Source organism: Pseudomonas sp. HMSC057H01, assembly GCF_001836405.1.
Taxonomy (GTDB): domain Bacteria; phylum Pseudomonadota; class Gammaproteobacteria; order Pseudomonadales; family Pseudomonadaceae; genus Pseudomonas; species Pseudomonas aeruginosa.
This window is the reverse complement of sequence record NZ_KV828511.1, coordinates 157,755-178,420: the sequence shown is the minus strand read 5'-3', so window position 1 is coordinate 178,420 and position 20,666 is coordinate 157,755. Positions and strand designations below refer to the sequence as shown.

General features: G+C 67.7%; 23 protein-coding genes. 11 read left to right on the top strand and 12 right to left on the bottom strand.

Annotated features, from left to right (window positions below; genetic code table 11):
- The 4 genes from HMPREF2581_RS23665 to HMPREF2581_RS23650 all read right to left on the bottom strand — a co-directional run.
- Nucleotides 1-502: amino acid ABC transporter ATP-binding protein (locus HMPREF2581_RS23665; protein ID WP_049265535.1), on the bottom strand; the 502-nt coding region annotated here is incomplete at its 3' end.
- Nucleotides 499-1,167: an amino acid ABC transporter permease gene (locus tag HMPREF2581_RS23660; RefSeq protein ID WP_003082765.1), complete on the bottom strand. Its 669-nt coding sequence runs from the start codon at nucleotides 1,165-1,167 to the stop codon at nucleotides 499-501. The genes HMPREF2581_RS23665 and HMPREF2581_RS23660, both read right to left, overlap by 4 nt.
- Nucleotides 1,164-1,910 (bottom strand): amino acid ABC transporter permease, encoded by a 747-nt coding sequence (locus HMPREF2581_RS23655; protein WP_003082767.1) that lies wholly within the window; start codon nucleotides 1,908-1,910, stop codon nucleotides 1,164-1,166. The genes HMPREF2581_RS23660 and HMPREF2581_RS23655 overlap by 4 nt, the downstream gene beginning before the upstream one ends.
- 202 nt (nucleotides 1,911-2,112) lie before the next feature.
- Nucleotides 2,113-3,021, bottom strand: coding sequence for a glutamate/aspartate ABC transporter substrate-binding protein (locus HMPREF2581_RS23650; protein WP_003140367.1), 909 nt, complete (start codon nucleotides 3,019-3,021; stop codon nucleotides 2,113-2,115).
- Between the two features lie 451 nt (nucleotides 3,022-3,472).
- Between HMPREF2581_RS23650 and pagP the strand changes: the two genes are divergently transcribed.
- The 3 genes from pagP (at nucleotide 3,473) to HMPREF2581_RS23635 (ending at nucleotide 6,594) form a co-directional block, all read left to right on the top strand.
- Nucleotides 3,473-3,931: a palmitoyltransferase PagP gene (gene pagP / locus HMPREF2581_RS23645; protein ID WP_003140365.1), complete on the top strand. Its 459-nt coding sequence runs from the start codon at nucleotides 3,473-3,475 to the stop codon at nucleotides 3,929-3,931.
- Between the two features lie 95 nt (nucleotides 3,932-4,026).
- Nucleotides 4,027-4,821, top strand: a complete 795-nt coding sequence (locus HMPREF2581_RS23640) for an SDR family NAD(P)-dependent oxidoreductase (protein ID WP_003109243.1) — start codon at nucleotides 4,027-4,029, stop codon at nucleotides 4,819-4,821.
- Between the two features lie 183 nt (nucleotides 4,822-5,004).
- Nucleotides 5,005-6,594, top strand: coding sequence for a RimK family alpha-L-glutamate ligase (locus HMPREF2581_RS23635; protein WP_003133393.1), 1,590 nt, complete (start codon nucleotides 5,005-5,007; stop codon nucleotides 6,592-6,594).
- Nucleotides 6,595-6,604: 10 nt separating this feature from the next.
- Here HMPREF2581_RS23635 and HMPREF2581_RS23630 read toward each other — a convergent pair whose 3' ends face one another.
- Together HMPREF2581_RS23630 and HMPREF2581_RS23625 are read right to left on the bottom strand one after the other, a co-directional pair.
- Complete coding sequence (locus HMPREF2581_RS23630; protein WP_016254137.1) at nucleotides 6,605-8,170, bottom strand: aminotransferase class I/II-fold pyridoxal phosphate-dependent enzyme; 1,566 nt, start codon at nucleotides 8,168-8,170, stop codon at nucleotides 6,605-6,607.
- Nucleotides 8,171-8,235: 65 nt separating this feature from the next.
- Complete coding sequence (locus HMPREF2581_RS23625) at nucleotides 8,236-8,928, bottom strand: helix-turn-helix transcriptional regulator (protein ID WP_003082787.1); 693 nt, start codon at nucleotides 8,926-8,928, stop codon at nucleotides 8,236-8,238.
- Nucleotides 8,929-9,362: 434 nt separating this feature from the next.
- Here HMPREF2581_RS23625 and HMPREF2581_RS33360 point away from each other — a divergent pair, with 434 nt between their 5' ends.
- The 4 genes from HMPREF2581_RS33360 (at nucleotide 9,363) to HMPREF2581_RS23605 (ending at nucleotide 12,399) form a co-directional block, all read left to right on the top strand.
- Nucleotides 9,363-9,701, top strand: coding sequence for a hypothetical protein (locus HMPREF2581_RS33360; RefSeq protein WP_016254138.1), 339 nt, complete (start codon nucleotides 9,363-9,365; stop codon nucleotides 9,699-9,701).
- A 182-nt stretch (nucleotides 9,702-9,883) separates the two neighbouring features.
- Entirely contained in the window at nucleotides 9,884-10,234 is a 351-nt protein-coding gene (locus tag HMPREF2581_RS23615; RefSeq protein WP_003082795.1) for a YciI family protein, read from the top strand.
- A gap of 174 nt (nucleotides 10,235-10,408) precedes the next feature.
- Complete coding sequence (locus HMPREF2581_RS23610; protein ID WP_003086907.1) at nucleotides 10,409-11,158, top strand: DUF899 domain-containing protein; 750 nt, start codon at nucleotides 10,409-10,411, stop codon at nucleotides 11,156-11,158.
- A gap of 17 nt (nucleotides 11,159-11,175) precedes the next feature.
- Nucleotides 11,176-12,399, top strand: a complete 1,224-nt coding sequence (locus tag HMPREF2581_RS23605; RefSeq protein WP_003140360.1) for an RNA polymerase sigma factor — start codon at nucleotides 11,176-11,178, stop codon at nucleotides 12,397-12,399.
- Between the two features lie 7 nt (nucleotides 12,400-12,406).
- On the opposite strand, the gene HMPREF2581_RS23600 is transcribed toward HMPREF2581_RS23605, so the two are convergent.
- The 3 genes from HMPREF2581_RS23600 to HMPREF2581_RS23590 form a co-directional block, all read right to left on the bottom strand.
- Entirely contained in the window at nucleotides 12,407-13,618 is a 1,212-nt protein-coding gene (locus HMPREF2581_RS23600; RefSeq protein WP_003140359.1) for an MFS transporter, read from the bottom strand.
- A 170-nt stretch (nucleotides 13,619-13,788) separates the two neighbouring features.
- On the bottom strand, nucleotides 13,789-14,202 hold the full coding sequence (locus HMPREF2581_RS23595) for a VOC family protein (RefSeq protein WP_003082839.1): 414 nt from the start codon (nucleotides 14,200-14,202) through the stop codon (nucleotides 13,789-13,791).
- 36 nt (nucleotides 14,203-14,238) lie between these two features.
- A complete protein-coding gene (locus HMPREF2581_RS23590; RefSeq protein ID WP_003086910.1) occupies nucleotides 14,239-14,664 on the bottom strand; it encodes a YciI family protein in 426 nt (141 codons plus the stop codon).
- Between the two features lie 257 nt (nucleotides 14,665-14,921).
- Between HMPREF2581_RS23590 and HMPREF2581_RS23585 the strand changes: the two genes are divergently transcribed.
- The 3 genes from HMPREF2581_RS23585 (at nucleotide 14,922) to HMPREF2581_RS23575 (ending at nucleotide 16,865) form a co-directional block, all read left to right on the top strand.
- Complete coding sequence (locus HMPREF2581_RS23585) at nucleotides 14,922-15,191, top strand: MoaD/ThiS family protein (protein ID WP_003086912.1); 270 nt, start codon at nucleotides 14,922-14,924, stop codon at nucleotides 15,189-15,191.
- 22 nt (nucleotides 15,192-15,213) lie between these two features.
- The gene (locus tag HMPREF2581_RS23580; RefSeq protein WP_003109596.1) at nucleotides 15,214-16,320 is read left to right on the top strand and encodes a WD40/YVTN/BNR-like repeat-containing protein; all 1,107 of its coding nucleotides are present in this window, start codon (nucleotides 15,214-15,216) and stop codon (nucleotides 16,318-16,320) included.
- A gap of 68 nt (nucleotides 16,321-16,388) precedes the next feature.
- Nucleotides 16,389-16,865 (top strand): YbaK/EbsC family protein, encoded by a 477-nt coding sequence (locus HMPREF2581_RS23575; RefSeq protein ID WP_003086914.1) that lies wholly within the window; start codon nucleotides 16,389-16,391, stop codon nucleotides 16,863-16,865.
- A gap of 15 nt (nucleotides 16,866-16,880) precedes the next feature.
- Here HMPREF2581_RS23575 and HMPREF2581_RS23570 read toward each other — a convergent pair whose 3' ends face one another.
- Nucleotides 16,881-17,279, bottom strand: a complete 399-nt coding sequence (locus HMPREF2581_RS23570) for a VOC family protein (RefSeq protein WP_003140346.1) — start codon at nucleotides 17,277-17,279, stop codon at nucleotides 16,881-16,883.
- A gap of 37 nt (nucleotides 17,280-17,316) precedes the next feature.
- A complete protein-coding gene (locus HMPREF2581_RS23565; RefSeq protein WP_003133347.1) occupies nucleotides 17,317-17,967 on the bottom strand; it encodes a helix-turn-helix domain-containing protein in 651 nt (216 codons plus the stop codon).
- Between HMPREF2581_RS23565 and rhtA the strand changes: the two genes are divergently transcribed.
- Nucleotides 17,966-18,859, top strand: a complete 894-nt coding sequence (rhtA, locus tag HMPREF2581_RS23560) for a threonine/homoserine exporter RhtA (protein WP_003086919.1) — start codon at nucleotides 17,966-17,968, stop codon at nucleotides 18,857-18,859. The two genes, HMPREF2581_RS23565 and rhtA, sit on opposite strands and share 2 nt — an antisense overlap.
- Here rhtA and pmpM read toward each other — a convergent pair.
- A complete protein-coding gene (gene pmpM, locus HMPREF2581_RS23555; protein WP_003140343.1) occupies nucleotides 18,842-20,275 on the bottom strand; it encodes a proton-coupled multidrug efflux MATE transporter PmpM in 1,434 nt (477 codons plus the stop codon). The genes rhtA and pmpM overlap by 18 nt on opposite strands.
- Between the last annotated feature and the right edge of the window lie 391 nt (nucleotides 20,276-20,666).

Below are 20,666 nucleotides of genomic sequence, written 5' to 3'. Positions count from 1 at the left end.
CGAGCGCCGAGGTCGGCTCGTCGAACAGCATCACCACCGGGTCCATCGCCAGCGCGCGGGCGATCGCCACGCGCTGCTGCTGGCCGCCGGAGAGCTGGCCGGGGTGCTTGTGCGCGTGCTCCTTGAGACCGACGCGCTCGAGCAGGGCCAGGCCCTTCTTGGTGGCTTCTTCCTTGCTGCGGCCGAGCACCTTGATCTGCGCGATGGTCAGGTTCTCGGTGATGCTCAGGTGGGGGAACAGCTCGAAATGCTGGAACACCATGCCGACCCGCGAGCGCAGCTTGGGCAGGTTGGTCTTCGGATCGGCGATGGAGGTGCCGTCGACGACGATGTCGCCCTTCTGGAAGGGTTCCAGTGCGTTGACGCACTTGATCAGGGTCGACTTGCCCGAGCCGGACGGCCCGCAGACCACCACCACTTCGCCTTTCGCAACCTCGGTGGAGCAGTCGGTCAGGACCTGGAAGTCGCCATACCACTTGCTGACATTCTTGATGGAAATCATACGGTTAACCTTTTCTGCAGACGTTTGACGGCGAACGAGGCGGTGAAGCTTACGACGAAGTAGACCAGGCCGGCGAAAATCAGGAACTCGTTGGCCTGGCCGATGATGTCGCCGCGCGAACGGGCCGAATTGAGGAAGTCCATCAGGCCGACGGTATAGACCAGCGAGGTGTCCTGGAACAGGATGATGCTCTGTTGCAGCAGCAGCGGGGTCATCTTGCGGAACGCCTGCGGCAGGATCACCAGGCGCATGGTCTGCCCGTAGGTCATGCCCAGTGCCTGGGCGGCGCCCATCTGGCCTTTCGGGATGGCCTGGATGCCGGCGCGGACGATCTCGCAGTAGTAGGCCGCCTCGAACATCATGAAGGCCACCAGGCAGGAGGTGAACGCCCCCACCGGGGTGTCCTCGCCGGTGATCCAGCGCAGGATGAAGGGCACCGCGAAGTAGAACCAGGTGATCACCAGCAGCAGCGGGATCGAGCGGAAGTAGTTGACGTAGAAGCCGGCGATGTTCGACAGCAACTTGCTGTGCGACAACCGCATCAGCGCCAGCACGGTACCCAGCGCGACGCCGCCGAGGACGCCGAGGACCATCAGCTTGAGGGTCATCAGCATGCCTTCCCAGAGGCTCGGCAGGGCGGGAACGATTCCACTGAAGTCCATCATTTACCTCCTACGGAGATCAGGCCCGGTACGGCGACCTTTCTCTCCACCAGGCGCATGATCAGCATCAGGCTCATGTTCAGCGTGAAGTAGATCAGCGTGGCCAGGGTGAAGGCCTCGAACAGGTTGGCGGAGAACTCGGCGGTCTGCTTGGTCTGCGCCAGCAGCTCCATCAGGCCGATCAGCGACGCCACCGAGGAGTTCTTGAAGATGTTGAGGAACTCCGAGGTCAGCGGCGGGATGATGATCCGGAAGGCCTGCGGCAGCAGCACGTGGCGGTAGATCTGCGGCAGGCGGAAGCCCATCGCACGGGCCGCCGAGGTCTGCCCGTAGGGCAGCGCCTGGATGCCGGTGCGCACCTGCTCGCAGACCCGCGCGGCGGTGAACAGGCCGAGGCAGACGACCACGCTGAGGTAGGCCGAGGTGGTCGGGTTGAGGTCCTGCTTGAACCAGGTCTGCAGGCCCTCGGGCAGCAGGTCGGGTACCAGGAAGTACCAGATGAACAGCTGCACCAGCAGCGGCACGTTGCGGAAGATTTCCACGTAGGCGGTGGCGATCCCCGATACCAGGCGGTTCGGCACGGTGCGCATGACGCCGAGCAGCGAGCCCAGCGCCAGGGCGATGATCCAGCCGACCAGGGCGATGGCGATGGTCCAGCCCAGACCGGCGATGTACCAGTCGAGGTAGGTTTCGCTGCCGATCCCGGTGGACTTGAAGAACACGCCCCAGTCCCAGTTGTAATTCATGTTGGGGTTTCCCCTCGGTTCAATCGGTTGCAGACACTGGCGGGGAAGGCAGGCGCCGGCGCGGCCGTACGGGCCGGCGGCGCTGCTCTTCCGGGGGAGACGGCTGGGGAGGGGCAGGCCCCTCCCGCGTCCCCGAGGCCCCGCCGCGAGGCGGGGGCGACGCGCGAAGCGCTGGCGCTCCGGGAGGAACGCCTGGCGCTCGTTACATCTGCTCGGCGGCCTTGTCGGTCGGGCTGGCGATCAGCTTCTTCAGCTCTTCGCTCATGGGGAAGTTGAGGTTCAGGCCCTTCGGCGGGATCGGCTGGGTGAACCACTTGTCGTAGATCTTGTTGACCTCGCCGGAGGCGTAGGTATCGGTGATGGCCTTGTCGACCACTTTCTTGAACGCCGCGTCGCCCTTGCGCACCATGCAGCCGTAGATCTCGAAGGACTGCGGGGTGCCGCCGACGACCCAGTCGTCCGGCTTCTTGGCCTTGGCCATTTCGCCGTAGAGCAGCGCGTCGTCCATCATGAAGGCCACCGCGCGGCCGGACTCGAGCATCATGAAGGACTCGCCGTGGTCCTTGGCGGAGATGATGTTCATGCCCATCTTCTTGTCCGCGTTCATGGCCTTGAGCAGGCGCTCGGAGGTGGTGCCGGCGGTGGTCACCACGTTCTTGCCCTTGAGGTCGTCGAAGTCCTTGATGTTGGCGGTCTTCTTCGACAGCAGGCGGGTGCCGACCTCGAAGATGCCGACGGAGAAGTCGACCTGCTTCTGGCGCTCTTCGTTGTTGGTGGTAGAGCCGCACTCGATGTCCACGGTGCCGTTCTGCACCAGCGGGATGCGGGTCTGCGAGGTGACCAGGTTATAGCGGACCTTCAGGTCGGGGAGGTTGAGTTCCTTCTTCACCGCCTCGACCACTTTCAGTTGCAGGTCGTGGGAGTAGCCGATCGGCTTGCCCGGCTCGGTGCCGAGGTAGGAGAAGGGAATCGAAGCGTCACGGTGACCGAGGGTGATGGTGCCGGTGTCCTTGATCTTCTTCAGCGTGCCGGTGAGCTCGTCAGCGACGACCGGAGCGGACAACAGAGCGGCCACGATGGCGGTGCTCAGCAGACTGGGAGCGATACGCATGAATTTCTTCCTCGACTTGTTTTGATTTTTATTGAGCCGCGAGCGCCTGGCCTCTCCGGGACAGGGTGTTTCGCGGTTTTCCCCGGCGGGGGAAGCCACGAGAGTATCGTGCTTGCCGAACAGTGTAGTGGCAGGATGCATGCCAGCTTATGAAATCCGGCTTTTATTAGCCTAAATATTTGAAAGTAAAAGAAATTAAATTTGGATGAAAATGCCCCGAAATGGCCTTTCGTCCGCTCTTCCGAATATTTTCGGGGCATGGCGTTCGGTTTTCCGAACGTTTCGCCGAGGTCCGTTCTTGAGCCATTCCGGGTTTTTCTGACGGTTCGTTCAGAAATTGTTCAGGCTTCGTTCAGGCCCGATTCAGGCCGGGTTCAGCAGAATTCACGCTGCGAGGCGCAAGCCGTCACGTCTTGCCTTCCTTACCTGGCGACGGCCGCCTGGAGTCCCCATGCGCTATCTCATCCTGAGCCTGCTGGCCGTGCTCGCCGCACCTGCCTGGGCTGCCGACGACGGCGACTTCTGGTACCTGCAGACCAGCGTCTACACCCGGCATTTCAACCCGGACCCGGAACACAACAACCACCAGGACCTGCTCGGCCTCGAATACAACCGCGCCGATGGCGTGCTGGCCGGCGGCGCGACCTTCCGCAACTCGTTCAGCCAGCGCTCCAACTACGCCTACCTGGGCAAGCGTTTCGACAGTGACAGCCACCCGGTCTACCTGAAGCTCACCGGCGGCCTGTTGCAGGGCTATCGCGGCGAATACCGCGACAAGATCCCGCTGAACCGCTTCGGCGTCGCGCCGGCGATCATCCCCTCGGTGGGCGTACGCTTAGGCCCGCTGGGCAGCGAGCTGGTGCTGCTCGGCAATTCGGCGGCGATGATCAACCTCGGCCTGCGTCTCTGAGGCCTAGGGCGGGCACGGAACGCTGGCTGGTCTAGGCTGTCGTCTGTTCCCCGAGCCGCGTTCCTGAGCGGTTCGTCACTCGACAGGAGACTCCCATGCAGATCGATCTGAGCGACAAACTGGCAATCGTCAGCGGTTCCACCGCCGGCATCGGCTTCGCCATCGCCAGCGGCCTCGCCGCCGCCGGCGCCACCGTGGTGGTCAACGGACGCAGCCAGGCGGCGGTGGACCGTGCGATCGCGGCGATCCGGAACGGCCAGCCGGATGCCAAGGTACGCGGCGTCGCCGGCGACCTGGGCACGGCGGAAGGCTGCGCGGCTTTCGTCGCGGCCGAGCCGAAGGCGGACATCCTGGTCAACAACCTGGGCATCTTCGAGCTGAAGGACTTCTTCGACATCGAGGACGCCGAGTGGAGCCGCTTCTTCGAGGTCAACGTGATGTCCGGGGTGCGCCTGGCCCGCGCCTACGTCCCGGGAATGGTCGAGCGTGGTTGGGGGCGAGTGGTGTTCCTGTCTTCGGAATCGGCGTTGAACATCCCGGCGGACATGATCCACTACGGCTTCAGCAAGACCGCCAACCTCTCGGTGTCGCGCGGCCTGGCCAAGCGCCTGGCCGGCACCGGGGTGACGGTGAATGCGGTGCTGCCCGGACCGACCCTCACCGAAGGCGTCGCCGAGATGCTTCGCGAGGATGCGCAGAAGGCCGGGCAGAGCATAGAAGAGGCCGGCACCGACTTTGTCCGGCAGCACCGTTCCAGTTCGATCATCCAGCGCCTGGCGACGCCCGAGGAAGTCGCCAACCTGGTGGTCTACACCTGCTCGACCCAGGCCTCGGCGACCACCGGCGCGGCCCTGCGGGTCGACGGCGGGGTGCTCGACAGCCTGGCCTGACGAGCGCGCAACGCCAGCGTAAAAATGCTCCTCGGCACTCGCGGCGCGGTACCCGGCGGCCCTGGCCGGTTGCCGCGCCGGCGTCTGGCGGCGGCGCTCGTAAAGCTTGCGTAACGAGGCGCGACAGGAGGCGCCGGCAGGTCTAGAACGGCAGGTACCGTCATTCAGAGGATACCGCCACTCATGTCAGCAGCCTCGTTAGCCACCCTCGACGGGTCGCTCCGCATGACCCCCGTCGAGCAACCCCGACCGCCGGCTCTCGCCGACCTCGGCAGCCGCCTGATGATCGTCGTCGAGCGACGCGAGGACTGGGCCTCCTACCTGCCCAGCGAGGAAGTACTCACCGCCCAGGAATACCTCGAGCAATCGGCGCGCGACCACGGCGGCCGCCGCGTGCAGGTGATCAACCTGTGCCGCGGCTACAAGTACCTCGGCCTCGGCTACTACTGTTCGCTGCTGGCCGAGGCCCGCGGCCACCGGGTGATCCCGTCGCTGCGCTGCATCAGCGAACTGGCTCGCAAGTCGGTCTACGGGCTGGCCCTGGGCGGCCTCGACAAGGCCCTGGACAAGGCGCTGTGCCGTACGCCCTATGGCGCCACCGACGGCTTCACCCTGACCCTGTATTTCGGCCATACCGAGTTCGAGCCACTGGCCGACCTCGCTCGCCAGTTGTTCGAAGCCTTTCCCTGCCCGATCCTGTTGGTGGAGTTCCGTCGCCAGCAGGGCTGGCATATCGAGGGCGTGCGCCCTGGCGTGCTGAACCGCTTGCGCAGCGACCAGGAGGATGTCTTCGCCGATGCCCTCGACGGTTTCAGCCGGCGCGCCTGGCGCATGCCGCGTTCGCGGCGGGTGGCACGCTACGACATGGCGATCCTGCACGATCCCGACGAAGCGCTGCCGCCGTCCAACCCGCAGGCGCTGGCCAACTTCGTACGGGTCGGCGCCAGCCTCGGCATCGACGTCGAACTGATCGGACGCAAGGACTACGCGCGCCTGGCCGAGTTCGACGCCCTGCTGATCCGCGAGACCACCCGGGTCGACCACCATACCTATCGCTTCGCCGAGAAGGCCGAGCGCGAAGGCCTGGTGGTGATGGACGACCCGGCATCGATCCTGCGCTGCACCAACAAGGTCTACCTGGCCGACCTGCTCGGTTGCCGGCAACTGGGCATGCCGCTCACCGAGATCCTCTACAAGGAACGCCCGCAGGACTGGCAGCGGGTGGCCCGGCGCCTGGGCTTCCCGCTGGTGCTGAAGATTCCCGATGGCTGCTTCTCCCGTGGCGTGGTCAAGGTCAACGACGACAGCGAACTGCTGGCGGCGGCGAGCGAGCTGTTCGAGCGCTCGGTCCTGTTGCTGGCCCAGGAGTTCTTCTACACCGAGTACGACTGGCGCATCGGCGTGCTCGACCGCCAACCGCTGTACGCCTGCCAGTACTTCATGTCGCGCGGCCACTGGCAGATCTACAACCACAAGGCCGACGGCCAGGACGTCAACGGCGAGTGCCGCGCCGTGCCGCTGGAGCAGGTGCCGCCGGCGGTGCTGGAGCTGGCCCTGGAGGCCGCCGGGCGGATCGGCGACGGCCTCTACGGGGTGGACCTGAAGCAGGCCGGCGACAAGGTGCTGGTCATCGAGGTCAACGACAACCCGAATATCGATGCCGGCATCGAGGACGGCCAGCTCGGCGACGAACTCTACCGGCGCATCCTCCAGGCCTTCGTCCAGCGCCTGGAACTCAAGCACCGTGGCCAGTTGAGCAAGGCGCTGCGCTGAACGGCGCGCCTCAGTCCGGCCGGCGCGTGGCCAGGCGCAGGCCGGAGCCGCGGGCGAGGGCGGCCGGCCTGACGCAACGGACCCGGTAGCGGCCGCGCTCATCGATCTCGATGCCCTGCAACTCGGGAGCGAAACCGGGAAAGTGCTCGCCGAAGGCCTGCAAGGCCAGCAGGTAGTCGATCAGTGCCGGCGATTCCTCGGCCACCCGTTCGCCGGGCAATAGCAGCGGTGTGGCCGCCGGATGGACGCCGACCAGGCTGGCGACCACACGGCCGCCGAGCCTGTCGATCGCCACCGCTTCGGTTTCGTCCCTGACCAGGTGCCCATAGACCGTGGCCGGCGCCAGCGCGGCGTGGCCGGCAGCCCTGGCGGCGGCGTCGGCGAGGGCGGTCAGGTGCAGCCGCAGGCTGGCTTCGTGGATCATCGCGCAGAGTTCGCGCAGGCCGATGTAGCGGTACAGCGGCGAGCTGTCGAGCAACTCCGGCAACACCTGCTTCAGCGGCGCATCGTCGTCGTGCCGGCGTTTGAATTCGCACAGCCTGTCCACCAGCGGCTGCGCGTGTTCCGCCCTGGCGCCCTGGGGAAACAGCAGCAGGAAGCGATAGTCGCCGGTGCGCAACGGGGCGATGCCGTGCCGGCGCAGGTAGCGGCAGACCACCGCGGCGGGTACTCCGAAGCTGGCCGGGCGACCGCGCGAATCGAGGCCGGGGGCGCTCAGGGCGACGCGCAGCGGGTCCAGCCGAGGACTGCTGTCGAGTGTCTCGGCGAGCCCGTGCCAGCGCTTCGCCGGCGTCTCCCGGCCGGCCTCGATGCCAGGCCCCGGGTTGCCCCGCAGTATCTCGAAGAACCACGTATCGCCATCCTCCCTGGCGAGCCGCGCGGCGGCTTCCCAGAGCGCCCGGCGAAAGGCCTCGGCGATGTCGCCGGCGTGCGCCGCCGGGGCTCCTGCGGACGTCTTGCGGTAGGCCGTGGAGAGGTCGTTCAGCGGCGTCGCCAGGCGCTCCGCGGTGCTCCCCGAGCCGATCCGCCACTGCTTGGCCGGCGCCAGATCGAGGCGTGCGCGGCCGTTGTAGCGGGCGCTCACCGGCGTGCGCGGGACCGGCGGGGCATAGTCGCGCAGCCGCCTGGGGCCCGCCGGGGCGCGCCATTCGCGCAGGTCGCTGTCGATGCGCTCGGCGATGAAGCGTGCGGGGCCGGCGGCCAGGTTGAAGCATCCCTGGACCTCGTCCAGTAGCTGGCTGGACAACTGCTCGATGCGCAGTTGACGAAACAACAGGAACAGCGGGATGGACGGCGCGACCTGGCGGAGTTCATCGAGGGCCGACAATTGTGCGGCCTCGTTCTCGCCTGTCGGCTCCGCGACGAGCAGGAGGATGCCGGCGGGGTGCGCGGCGTTGCCGAGAAAATCCAGGGCGACCTTGCGGCTTGGCGCCTGGAAGAGCCGATAGCCGCGTATTTCCAGTTGTCGACAAAGCTCGGAAAGACGATTCGCATCATTGGCCGCGTTTATGTTGGAAGTGACGAGTATTGAATGACGCGAAGGATTGTTTCGAGACATGCTGTTGTCCTTGTCCATTCGAACCGCTCGGTTTTGCCGGCAAAAGCGTCGCCCGGCACGCCGAAGGCTCTCGCGAGGCGCGACTAGTGATTGATGATGTACTTGGCGCTGGCGAAGGTCGGCGGGATATAGAAGTTCCACTTCTTTTGCCGGGCGAGTGCCTTGAAGGCGCCGATGCAACTGCAACCGACCTTCTGGAAGATGTTGCTCTTGTGAAACTTGACGGTACTCAGGGAGCGGCTGATCTGTTCGGCTATTTCTTTTTCCGAGAGACCGGAAAGCAGCAGGTAGATCACGTCCCATTCGCGCGAGGTGAACAACTCCGAGGGGGGCGTGAAGGTGAAGGTACCGATGCCGTCGGTGGCGATGAAGCCGCGCGGGGCGACCGAGGTCAGGGTCTTGGCATGGGCGATCACCCCGGTGCGGTTGCCGCGCCGGTCATACAGCGGCATGCGTTCGAAATACAGGCAGCAGGGCGCCGGATGATCGTCCGGCCTGAGCAGCGCCAGGGCCTCGATGCGCTTGCCGGTCTGGATGACCAGCTTGTCGTGCTCTTCGATGCTGGCACTGAAGGGGGATAGCAGGGAGTTCTTCTGGCCGAACCGCGGGGTGATCAGTTCGGTATAGCGACGATTGACATAGACGAAGTTGAGACAGTTGTCTTTCACACTCCAGGCCTCTTCGCTCTGCTCCCAGGAAATGATCAGTTCGATGGGAATGTGCACCGACATGTGGTGAGTCATGTCCAGCAGCTTTTCGATATCCAATAGCGTCATTGGCTACTCCACTCATTTACATGTGGGCGGGTCTTTGAATGGAAGAAAGATGGCGAGGCGAGTGCGTGCCGGGATGTTCGTTGGGTCCTGCGGAAGTTTCTCTGGCAAGTGCTATCTTCTTTTCGGTGGCGTTCGACTCCTGCGTCTGCGAAGTGTTACCGGAGCAACTACGCCGGAGCGCAATTCGATTTCAGGTTATATCCGCGACCTCATGCCCAGGCTGTACTTTTGATCGAGTTTTTTTGCGCTGTTCTAATAGGGGGCGGGCGCGTTGTTCGAAAAGTCGATTGACAGCTGACGGAGGTGGCCAGGGTCCTATCGAACAATTCCAGGAATTCCCTTTTTCCAATGCGCGATGCCGCTGGTCCGTACTTCGCTCGCCGGGGCCGTTGCGCGGCTATGGTGGAAGTCCCGAGGCCTATCGAGGCTTTGTCATGTCGCGTGTGCTTTTCCTGCTCCTGGCCATGGTGCTCGCCGGCCTGGGCCAACCGACCCTCGCCGCGCCCCTGCCGGACGAGCTGCCGGCAGCCTTGCCCGCCGCGCCGCCGGTCGCGCCGTTGCCCATGGGCGGCGCGCCACAGCCGCAACCGGAGGCCGCCGAGCCGGACCTGCCGGGCAGCGACGCGGCCAGCGCCGACGGGGAGGCGACGACCAAGGACGGCTTGAAGATCGGCAACGGCAGTCTCCGCCTGCGCCAGGACGATCCCGGGCCGACCCGGGAAAGCCCGCTGCGCGATCCCCGCCTGAATCCCTACGCACCGCGCCAGCCCTGACCGACGGCTCGCGCCCGGTGGCCGGGCGGGTCTAGGCTTGTGCTGCGGTCGGCGGCGTTCCACGGCGAGCGCCGACCGTTCGTCCGCGCCGCGGGCTTTTTTCCCCGCCGCTGTCGAAAGGCGCCCTCGCCGGGCGACTACCGAACGAACGGATCGTCGATCCGCACCAGGAGCCCACCGCCATGAAATACCTCTGCCTGATCTATTTCGACGAAGCGAAGCTGGCCGCCGTGCCGGCCGAGGAGCTTGCCGCCATCGTCGACGAGTGCATGACCTACTCCGACCAGTTGGGCAAGGCCGGCCACTACATCGCCTCGCACGCCCTGCAGTCGGTGCAGACCGCCACCACCCTGCGCCACCAGGGCGGGCGGCTGGCGATGACCGACGGGCCGTTCGCCGAGACCAAGGAGCAACTCGGCGGTTTCTACCTGATCGAGGCGCGCGACCTCAACCAGGCCCTGCAGATCGCCGCGAAGATTCCGCCGGGACGGCTCGGCTGCGTCGAAGTGCGACCGGTCAAGGAATGGGAGTGAGGGCGCCCGGCGCCGGAGGTGAAGCATGTGCCCCCTTTGCATCGCATCCCTGTCCCTGCTGTGCGCCGGCGGCGCTTCGCTGGCCGGCTTCGCCCTGGCGACCGGGCGCCGGCGCCGCTGGCGGAACGACCCCGGGCAGGCTGGAAAACCGAGAATTTCCGTGGAGAATCGGCAATGAATCCTTCTTTGCAGGACCACCCGGTGAGCAACCGGGAACAATGGCTGGACGCCCGTCGCCGTCTGCTGGCGCGGGAAAAGCAACTCACCCGCCTGCGCGACCAGGTCGCCGCCGAACGACGCGAACTGCCCTGGGTCAGGGTGGACAAGGACTACCGCTTCCAGGGCGAGCGCGGCGAGCGTTCGCTGGCCGAGTTGTTCGGCGGCAATAGCCAGCTAATCGTCTACCACTTCATGTTCGCGCCGGGCTGGAGCGAAGGCTGCGTCGGCTGTTCGTTCCTCGCCGACCACATCGACGGCGCCAACCGGCACCTGGCGCACCACGACGTCAGCCTGGTGGCGGTATCGCGCGCGCCCCTGGAGGAGTTCCAGGCGTTCCGCCGGCGCATGGGCTGGCGTTTCGACTGGTACTCCTCGTACGGCAGCGATTTCAACCGTGACTTCGGGGTGTCCTTCGACAAGGCGCAACTGGCCGCCGGCAGCGTCGACTACAACTACCAGCCGACCCCCGACGCCGGCGAGGAAATGCCGGGTGCCAGCGTGTTCCTGCGCAATCCGGCGGGCGAGGTGTTCCACACCTATTCGGCCTATGCGCGCGGCCTCGACATCCTGCTCACCACCTACACCTTCCTCGACCTGACGCCCAAGGGGCGCAACGAGGACGCGATCATGGACTGGCTGCGTCACCACGACCGCTACGACGAGGCGCCGAAAAGCGCCTGCTGCCACGCGCAGGCCAGCCATTGAGGGAGCACGGCGAGCCGTTGCGCAGCCGCATCGAGGCGCTGTACCGCGAGGAGTCGCGGCGCGTGCTGGCGACCCTGATCCGCCTGCTCGGCGATTTCGAGCTGGCCGAGGAAGCCTTGCACGACGCCTTCATCGCCGCCGTCGAGCAGTGGCCGCGCGACGGTATCCCGCGTAACCCGCGCGCCTGGCTGGTTTCCGCCGGGCGCTTCAAGGCCATCGACAACCTGCGCCGGCGAGCGCGCTTCGACGCCTCGCAGCGGCTGCTCGCCGAGCAACTGGAAGAGCAGGCCGAGGCGCCGGCGGAGGAGGGCGATGCGGTGGAAGACGACCGGCTACGCCTGATCTTCACCTGCTGCCACCCGGCGCTGACCCCCGAGGCACAGGTGGCGCTGACCCTGCGCGAGGTCTGCGACCTGCGCACCGAGGAGATCGCCCGCGCCTTCCTCGCCGCGCCCAGCGCCATCGCCCAACGCATCGTGCGGGCCAAGAACAAGATCCGCGAGGCCCGGATTCCCTACCAGGTACCGACCCTGGAGGAACTCCCCGAGCGGCTGGGCAACGTCCTGCAAGTGATCTACCTGGTGTTCAACGAGGGCTACTCGGCCTCCACCGGCACCAGCCTGACCCGCGCCGATCTCAGCGGCGAGGCGATCCGCGTCGGCCGCCTGCTGGTCGAACTGCTGCCCGACCCCGAGGCCCTCGGCCTGCTCGCCCTGATGTTGCTGCACGACTCGCGGCGCCAGGCGCGGACCTCGGCCAGCGGCGAACTGGTGCGGCTCGACGAGCAGGACCGCGCGCTGTGGGATCGTGGACTGATCGTCGAGGGGCTCGGCCTGGTCGAGCGGGCCCTGGCCAGCCGCCGTTTCGGGGCCTACACCCTGCAGGCGGCCATCGTCGCGGTGCACGCCCAGGCGCCGCGCGCCGAGGACACCGACTGGGCACGGATCGTCGCCCTCTACGACGCGCTACTGCGCCTGGCGCCATCGCCGGTGATCGAACTCAACCGCGCCGTGGCCTTGGCCATGTGCGATGGCGTCGAGGTCGGGCTGGCCGCGGTCGATGCGTTGCTGGCGCGGGGTGAACTGGCCGATTACCACCTGGTGCACTCGGCGCGCGCCGACTTCTGCCGCCGTCTCGGTCGCCGCCGCGAGGCCCGCGAGGCCTACCGCGCGGCGCTGGCCCTGGCGCGCCAGGAGCCGGAGCGGCGCTTCATCGAGCAGCGCCTGCGCGAACTCGATTGAGGCCGGCTCAGGCGCCGTTGGCGCAGGCCGTCCGCGCTTCGCCGCCAACGCCGCGGGTGAACCACCAGAACGCCAGGGCCGCCAGGCTGATCGCTGCGCCGAGCAGGCTCACCGCGTCCCAGCCGGCCCAGGCGTACATGGCGGTGCCGGCGCTGGCGCCGAGGCCGCTGCCGGCGGCGTAGAACAGCATGTAGCAACCCACCAGGCGGCTGTGGGCGCGCGGGTCGATGGCGAAGACCAGGCTCTGGTTGAGCACATGGATCGCCTGGCCGGCGAGATCGAGCAGCAGCACGCCGAGAATCAGCGCCGCCAGCGAATGCGCGCCGAGGGCGAGCGGCAGCCAGGACAGCAGCAACAGCAGCAGGGCGCCGCCGCTGAGCGCCTGGGCGTGGCCGCGATCGGCGAGGCTGCCGGCCCGCGCCGCGCCCAGCGCGCCGAGCGCGCCGACCAGGCCGAAGGCGCCGATGGCGCTGTGCGACAGCGAATACGGCGGCGCGCCGAGCAGCAATACCAGGCTGCTCCAGAACACCCCGAAGGCGGCGAACATCAACAGCCCGAGCAGGCCGCGCACCTGCAGCACGCGCTGGCTCGCCAGCAGGCCGAACATCGAGCCGAGCAGCTGCCGGTAGGACAGCCCCAGTTCGTTGCTCGGCTCCGCCGGCAGTACCCGCCAGAGCAGCAGGCCAAGCCCGCCCATGCTCGCTGCCGAGACCAGATAGACGCTGCGCCAGCCGCCGAGGTCGGCGAGCAGCCCGGCCAGGCTGCGCGCCAGCAGCAGGCCGATCACCACGCCGCCCTGCGCCGCGCCGACCACCCGCCCGCGCTCGCCAGGCGCCGCCAGCGCCGCGGCGTAGGCCAGCAGTCCCTGGGTCATGGCGGTGCCGAGCAGGCCCAGTCCGAGCAGCCCCAGCGCCAGGCCGAGGGTATCGCCGGCGAAGCCCACCAGCAGCAGCGACAGCACCAGCAGCAGGAGCTGGACGAACATCAGCCGGCGCCGCTCCAGCAGGTCGCCCAGCGGCACCACCAGCAGCAGCGCCAGGGCGCAACCGGCTTGGGTCGCGCCGAACAGCAGGCCGACCCCGGCCTGGCTGATGGCGAACTCGGCACCGAGGACGTCCAGCAGCGGCTGGGCGTAATAGACGTTGGCCACGCTGAGACCGCAGGCGACGGCGAACAGCAGCACCAGCGCGGAGGGGAGGGAGGATGGCGAGGATGGCATGCGAAGCGCTCCGTAAGGTTTCAATATGAAACTATGCGGAGGCTAGGAATTTTGGTTTTAAAATGCAACTTAAATTATCGCGGCAGTGCGTCTATCGATCGCGACTCGCGCACAGCGGAACGCGGGCCCGCCGCCGATTCACACCTGGCGGCGGGCCCGCGTAGCGGACGCTACCGGTCCTGCTCGCAGTTGACCATCCAGGCCACGCCGAAGCGGTCGGTGAACATGCCGAAGCTCGCCGCCCAGAAGGTCGGGCCCAGCGGCATCTGGACCGAGCCGCCCTCGGCGAGGGCGTTGAACAGGCGCTCGGCCTCGGCCTTGCTGTCGACGTTGAGGCTGATGGAACAGCCCTTGATGCCTTCGTAGGGATAGGCCGGGTGATTGTCCGAGGCCATCAGGGCGAAGCTGCCGACCACCAGCCGTGCGTGCATGATCTTGTCTTTCCAGTCGGCCGGGATGTCGCCGCACTCGGGGCTGTCGCCGAACGGCAGCATGGCCTCCAGGGTGCCGCCCAGGTGCTGGTGGTAGCAGCTGAAGGCCTCCCGGCAATTACCGTTGAAGATCAGGTAGGGGACGATTTGCATGGCGCTTTCCTCGTTCTTGGCGGAGTGCGGGGCGGTTCAGTTGCGTTTTTCCAGCTCGGCGCGCAGGCGCTCCTCGCGCTCGCGCAGTTCCGGGGTGAACTCCTCGCCGAAGTCCTCGGCCTCGAAGACCTGGCGGATCTCGATCTCGGATTCGCCGTCGAATGGGTTCGGGCATCGCTTGACCCACTCGATGGCCTCTTCCAGGGAGGCCACCTGGAACATCCAGAAACCGGCGATCAGCTCGCGGGTCTCGGCGAAGGGGCCGTCGATCACCGTCCGCGCGTTGCCGGAGAAACGCACCCGGGCGCCCTTGGCGCTGGGCTGTAGCCCTTCGCCGGCGAGCATCACCCCGGCCTTGACCAGTTCCTCGTTGTAGCGGCCCATCGCCGCGAGCAGTTCCTCGCTGGGCATCTCGCCGGCTTCGGAAGCCTGGGTGGCCTTGACGATCACCATGAATCTCATCTGCGTTCTCCTTGTTGTTCTGCGCAATGACGGCCCGTTCTGGCCCGCCTCCCGAACTGGTCGAACGGCGGGCCGGCGGATCGACAGGCGACGGCGGTTTTTTCGCTGGCCGGGGCAGTATAGGAGGCCCGCGCCGAGCGGCCGGGATGGGCGACGAGCGTCGCTGCGGAGTGTGCCGACCGCTGGGCGGGCCGCGCCAGCCGTGGCCTGCAGGGCTTCTACACTGTTCCAGCAGAACCATTTCCGCGAGCCTCGGCATGCCCCGTATCGTCTTCGCCCCGGCCATCCAGCGGCATGTCGCCATGCCCGCGCTGGATGTCGGCGCCGCCACCGTCGCCGCCGCCTTGCAGGCGGCCTTCGCCCGCGAGCCGCGCTTGCGCGGCTACCTGCTCGACGACCAGGGCAGCCTGCGCCGGCATGTGGCGCTGTTCGTCGATGGCGTGCAGGTCCGCGATCGCCGGGGATTGGGCGATCCGCTCCAAGACGATAGCGAGATCTACGTGGTGCAGGCGCTGAGCGGCGGTTGACCATGACAGAGGAGGACATCCGGTGAGCGAGCGACTCTATGTCGGCACCCGCAAGGGCCTGTTCGAGCTGCGGCGCAACGCGGCGGGCCAGTGGCTGCCGATGGCCAGCCACTTCCTCGGCGAGCCGTTGAGCATGCTCCTCGCCGACCCGCGCGACGGCGCGCTCTACGCGGCGCTGAACCTCGGCCATTTCGGCGTCAAGCTGTGGCGTCGCGACGCCGGCGCGACGGACTGGATGGAATGCGCGGTGCCGGTCTATCCGCCGCAGCCGCCAGCGGCCGAACCGCTGGAAGGCCAGGCGGCGGAGCCACCCTGGTCGCTACAGCAGTTGTGGATCCTCGAGCCAGGCGGCGCCGACCGGCCCGGCACGCTGTGGGCCGGGACCATCCCCGGCGGCCTGTTCCGCTCCGACGACCGTGGCGCCAGCTGGCGCCTCAACCGCGAACTCTGGGAACGACCCGAGCGCGCCCAGTGGTTCGGCGGCGGCTACGACCATCCCGGCATCCACTCCATCTGCGTCGACCCACGCGACAGTCGCCACCTCACTGTCGCGGTGTCCTGCGGCGGCGTCTGGCAGAGCCACGACGACGGCCGCAGCTGGACCTGCACCACCAAAGGCATGCGCGCCGACTACATGCCGCCGGAGCAGAGCGAGGAGGCGGCGATCCAGGACCCGCACCGCCTGGTGCAGTGCCAGGCGCGCCCGGAGTTCCTCTGGGTGCAGCACCACAACGGCATCTTCCGTTCCCGCGACGGCGGCCTGCATTGGCAGGGCGTGGTCGCCGAGCCGTCCAGCTTCGGCTTCGCCGTCGCCGTGCATCCGCGGCAGCCGGACACGGCCTGGTTCGTCCCGGCGACCAAGGACGAATGCCGCATTCCCAGGGACGCCCGTTTCGTGGTCACCCGCACCCGCGACGGCGGCCGCAGCTTCGAGACCCTCGAGCGCGGCCTGCCCGATGGCCCGGCCTACGACCTGGTCTACCGCCACGGCCTGGACATCGACCCCAGCGGCGAGCGCCTGGCCATGGGCTCGACCACCGGCGGCCTGTGGCTTAGCGAGAACGGCGGGGAGGACTGGCAGCAGCTCTCCGCCAACCTGCCGCCGATCTACTGCGTGCGCTTCGCCTGAGCGCGCGGCGCTGGACAGCCTCGGCGCGCTTGCATAAGTTCGTGGGTTTTCGCCAAGGAGCCCACCCCATGAGCCTCGAATCCGTCCGGCGGTTCTTCGCCGAGAAAGCCCCGGACCTGCGCATCATCGAGCTGGAAACCAGCACCGCCACCGTCGCCCTGGCCGCCGAGGCCCATGGCGTGGAGCCGGGGCGGATCGCCAAGACCCTGTCGCTGCGGGTCGGCGAGCGCACCGTACTGGTAGTGGCGCGCGGCGACGCGCGGCTGGACAACCGCAAGATCAAGGCCGCCTTCGGCGGCAAGGCGAAGATGCTCGGCGCCGAGGACGTGGTCGAGCTGACCGGGCACCCGGTCGGCGGAGTCTGCCCGTTCGGCCTGGCGACGCCGCTGGCGGTGTACTGCGACGTCTCGCTGCAAGCCTTCGACGAAGTGCTGCCGGCCGCCGGGGCGGTGCACAGCGCGGTCCGCATCGCCCCGCAACGGATGGCCGAGCTGGTGGATGCGCAGTGGGTCGATGTGTGCCAGGAAGTCCTCCAGGAAGCCTGACGGCAACTGCCGGGCTCAGGCCAGGTTGAGCTGCCAGGACACCCCGAAGCGGTCGGCCAGCCAGGCGAAACGCTGGCTGAAGCCGTAGTCGCCGAGCGGCATCAGGGCCTTGCCGCCGTCGCCCAGGGCTTCGGCCAGGCGCTCGATCTGCGCGTTGCTCTCGCAGTCGACGAAGAAGGAGAACGCCGGGGTGAAATCGAAGGCGTGCCGCACATGGCTGTCGATGCAATGCACGCTCTGGTCGCCGAGGCGGAACAGCGCCTTCAGCACCGAGCCCTCCGGGCCCGGCCCCTCGGCGCCGTAGCGCTGGATCTGGAGGATCTCGGCGTCGTCGAACAGCGACAGGTAGAAGTTCATGGCCGCCTCGGCCTGGACCCCCTGGAACATCAGGAAGGGGCGTACGCGTGTGCTCATCGCGGTCTCCTCTGGAAGGCTGGCTCGAGGCTAGAGCCTAGCTCACCACGTTGCGGGTGAAACGCACCACCTCGTCCCCATCGTTGACGTAGGCGTACGGCTGGTCGCTGGCGAAGGCATGGAAGTCGCCGGCCTCGATGCGCCGTTCGCCGTCGGCCAGTTCCAGGCGCAGGCGACCTTCGATGACCAGAACCATCTCCCGCCAGCCGGCGGCGTCGGGTTCCGATACGTAGCGCTCGCCCGGTCCCAGCGACCAGGCCCAGAGTTCCACCTCGCGCCGCGCCGGTGCGCTGGCGAGGAGGGTGGCGCGGCTCTCGGGGTGGTGGCCGACCCAGGCCACCGCATTGATCCGCGAGCGGTCGGTGGCCGGGGCCTGGACCAGGTCGGGGAACAGCACGCCGAGGGCGGCGGCGATACGGTCGAGGGTCGACAGGCTGACATTGACGTCGCCGCTCTCGATGCCCACCAGCATCCGCCGGCTGACACTGGCCGCGCGGGCCAGCGCTTCCTGGCTGAGGCCGGCTTGCAGGCGCAGGCGGCGGACGTTGCCGGAGACATGTTCGAGGACGCTGGGGCGTTCGGTAGGGCTGGGCAATATATTGCTCACTGTCGCGGTTTTGCGCATTATAGTGCACATCCCGTTTCCCGCAGTCCATCGGGCTGCTTCCCACTGCCGGACCTCTTCCATGACCTCCACCTCCCGCGGCCTCGCCGGAACGCTGTTGCCGGTCGGCCTGCTATTGATCGCCATGGCCTCGATCCAGAGCGGCGCCTCCCTGGCGAAAAGCATGTTCCCCCTGGTCGGCGCCCAGGGCACCACGGCCCTGCGGCTGTTCTTCGCCGCGCTGATCCTGCTGCTGCTCCTGCGTCCCTGGCGCAAGCGCCTGAGCCTGCAATCGCTGCGCTCGGTGGTGGTCTACGGCATCGCCCTGGGCGGCATGAACCTGCTGTTCTATCTCTCGGTGCGCACCGTGCCGCTGGGCATCGCGGTGGCCCTGGAGTTCACCGGGCCGCTGCTGGTGGCGATCCTCTCCTCGCGGCGCCTGCTGGACTTCCTCTGGATCGGCCTGGCGGTGTTCGGCATCTGGCTGTTGCTGCCGCTGGGCAACAGCGCCGAGCCGCTCGACCTGGTCGGTGCTGCCTATGCCCTCGGCGCCGGCGTGTGCTGGGCGCTGTACATCCTCTTCGGCCAGCGCGCCGGCGCCGACCATGGCGCCCAGGGCGCCGCGCTGGGGGTGCTGGTGGCGGCGATCCTGGTTGTGCCGATCGGCGTCGCCCACGCCGGCGCCGACCTCCTCGACCCGGCGCTGATCCCGTTGGCGCTGGGCGTCGCGGTGCTCTCCACGGCCTTGCCCTACACCCTGGAAATGGTCGCGCTGACCCGCCTGCCGGCGCGCACCTTCGGCACCCTGATGAGCATCGAGCCGGCCTTCGGCGCGCTCTCCGGGCTGCTGTTCCTCGGCGAGCGGCTGAGCCCGACCCAATGGCTGGCCATCGGCGCGATCATCCTCGCCTCGGTCGGCACTACCCTCAGCGTCAAGTCGCGTGGCGCCGCCCCGGCGCTACCGGCCAAGGACTGAGGCGGCCGCCGCGTCCTCCCGCTGCAGGCGCTCGTGCTGGCGGATGAAGCGCCGCGCGCTGCGCGCCAGGCGGATGCAGAGCATGATCGCCGCGCCGGTCAGGCCCACCACCAGGCCTTGCCACAGGCCGCGCGGTCCGGTGGGTTCCTGGAACCAGTCGGTGAGGCCGAGGCTGTAGCCCACCGGCAGGCCGATGCCCCAGTAGGCGAACAGGGTCATGATCATCGTCACCCGGGTGTCCTGGTAGCCGCGCAGGGCCCCGGCGGCGGTGACCTGCAGGGCGTCGGAGAACTGGAACAGCGCGGAGAACACGATCAGCGAGGCGGCGATGGCGATCACCGCCGGGTCCGGCGAATACATCGCGGCGATCTGCTCGCGCAGCAACAGCATCAGGCTCGCCGAGACGCAGGCGTAGCCCAGCGCCGCGGCCATCCCCACGCCGGCGGCGAAGCGCGCGTCGCGCGGCAGGCCGGCGCCGAGGTTGTGGCCGACCCGCACGGTCACCGCCATCCCCAGCGAATAGGGAATCATGAACACCAGCGCGCTGAAGTTCAGGGCGATCTGGTGGCCGGCCACCACGTTCTCGTCGAGCCCGCCGATCAGCAGGGCGATCACCGAGAAGATGCTCGACTCGGCGAACACCGCGATGCCGATCGGCAGGCCGACCGCCACCAGCGGGCCGATGGTCGCGCGATCCGGCCACTCCCAGCGCGAGAACAACTGGCTGGCGCGGTAGATCGAGGCCTTGTTCACCCAGAACAGCATGCCGAGGAACATGAACCACATCACCGAGCCGGTGGCCCAGCCGCAGCCGGGGCCGCCCATCTTCGGCATGCCGAAGTGGCCGTAGATCAGCGCGTAGTTGATCGGGATGTTCAGCAGCAGCCCGCCGATCCCCAGCACCATGCTCGGCCGGGTCCGTCCCAGGCCGTTGGTGTAGCAGCGTAGTACGTGGTACAGCGCCGCCGCCGGGAAGCCCAGGGCGATGCCCTTGAGGTACAGCAGGCTCGGCCCGATCAGTTCCGGGCGCACTTTCATCAAGCCGAGGATCGGCTCCGACAACCACCACAGCACCGCCCCCGACAGCGGTCCGATCAGCAGCGCCAGCCACAGCGCCTGGCGCACCAGCGGCCCGGTGCCGGGCTGGTCGCCGGCGCCGTAGCGCTGGGCGACCTTGGCCGTGGTGGCGAGCAGGGTGCCGGTCATCAGCAGGAACATCGGGATCCAGATCGAGTTGCCCAGCGCCACCGCTGCCAGGTCGTGCGGACTGGCGCGCCCGGCCATCACCGCATCGACGAAGCCCATGGCGGTGGTCGCCAGTTGCGCGATCATGATCGGCGCGGCGAGGGTCAGCAGTTCCTTGAGTTCGGCGCGGATGCGCAAGCCACGGGAAAGGGGCAGGGCGGGGCTGTTCACGGCAGTCCTTGTCTGGGCAGGGGAACCGCGTAGTTTACGGGTTGACGGAGTGGTCAGGAAGGGTCAGCAGGGTCGTGCCGATTACCCATGGCAGCGGCGGATAACGCCCATGGCGTCATTCGCCCCACCACCGCGCTACGCGCAGGCAAACGCCCCCGCGCTGCCCGCTTGAGGCCCGACCCCGTAGGGCGAATAACCGCCTAGCGGTTATCCGCCACATACCCGTGACAGCGGCGGATGACATGCCCTGGAAACGCCGGACATCTCCCCCAGACTTTTCCGCAGCCTCTCTCAGACGCCCAGGAATTGGATAAAAAACCAGTAGGAGGAAGATGGAGGGGTCGCCAAGTCCATCTGTTTTCTTGGGGGCAGAAAAGACGCGGGCCGCAGG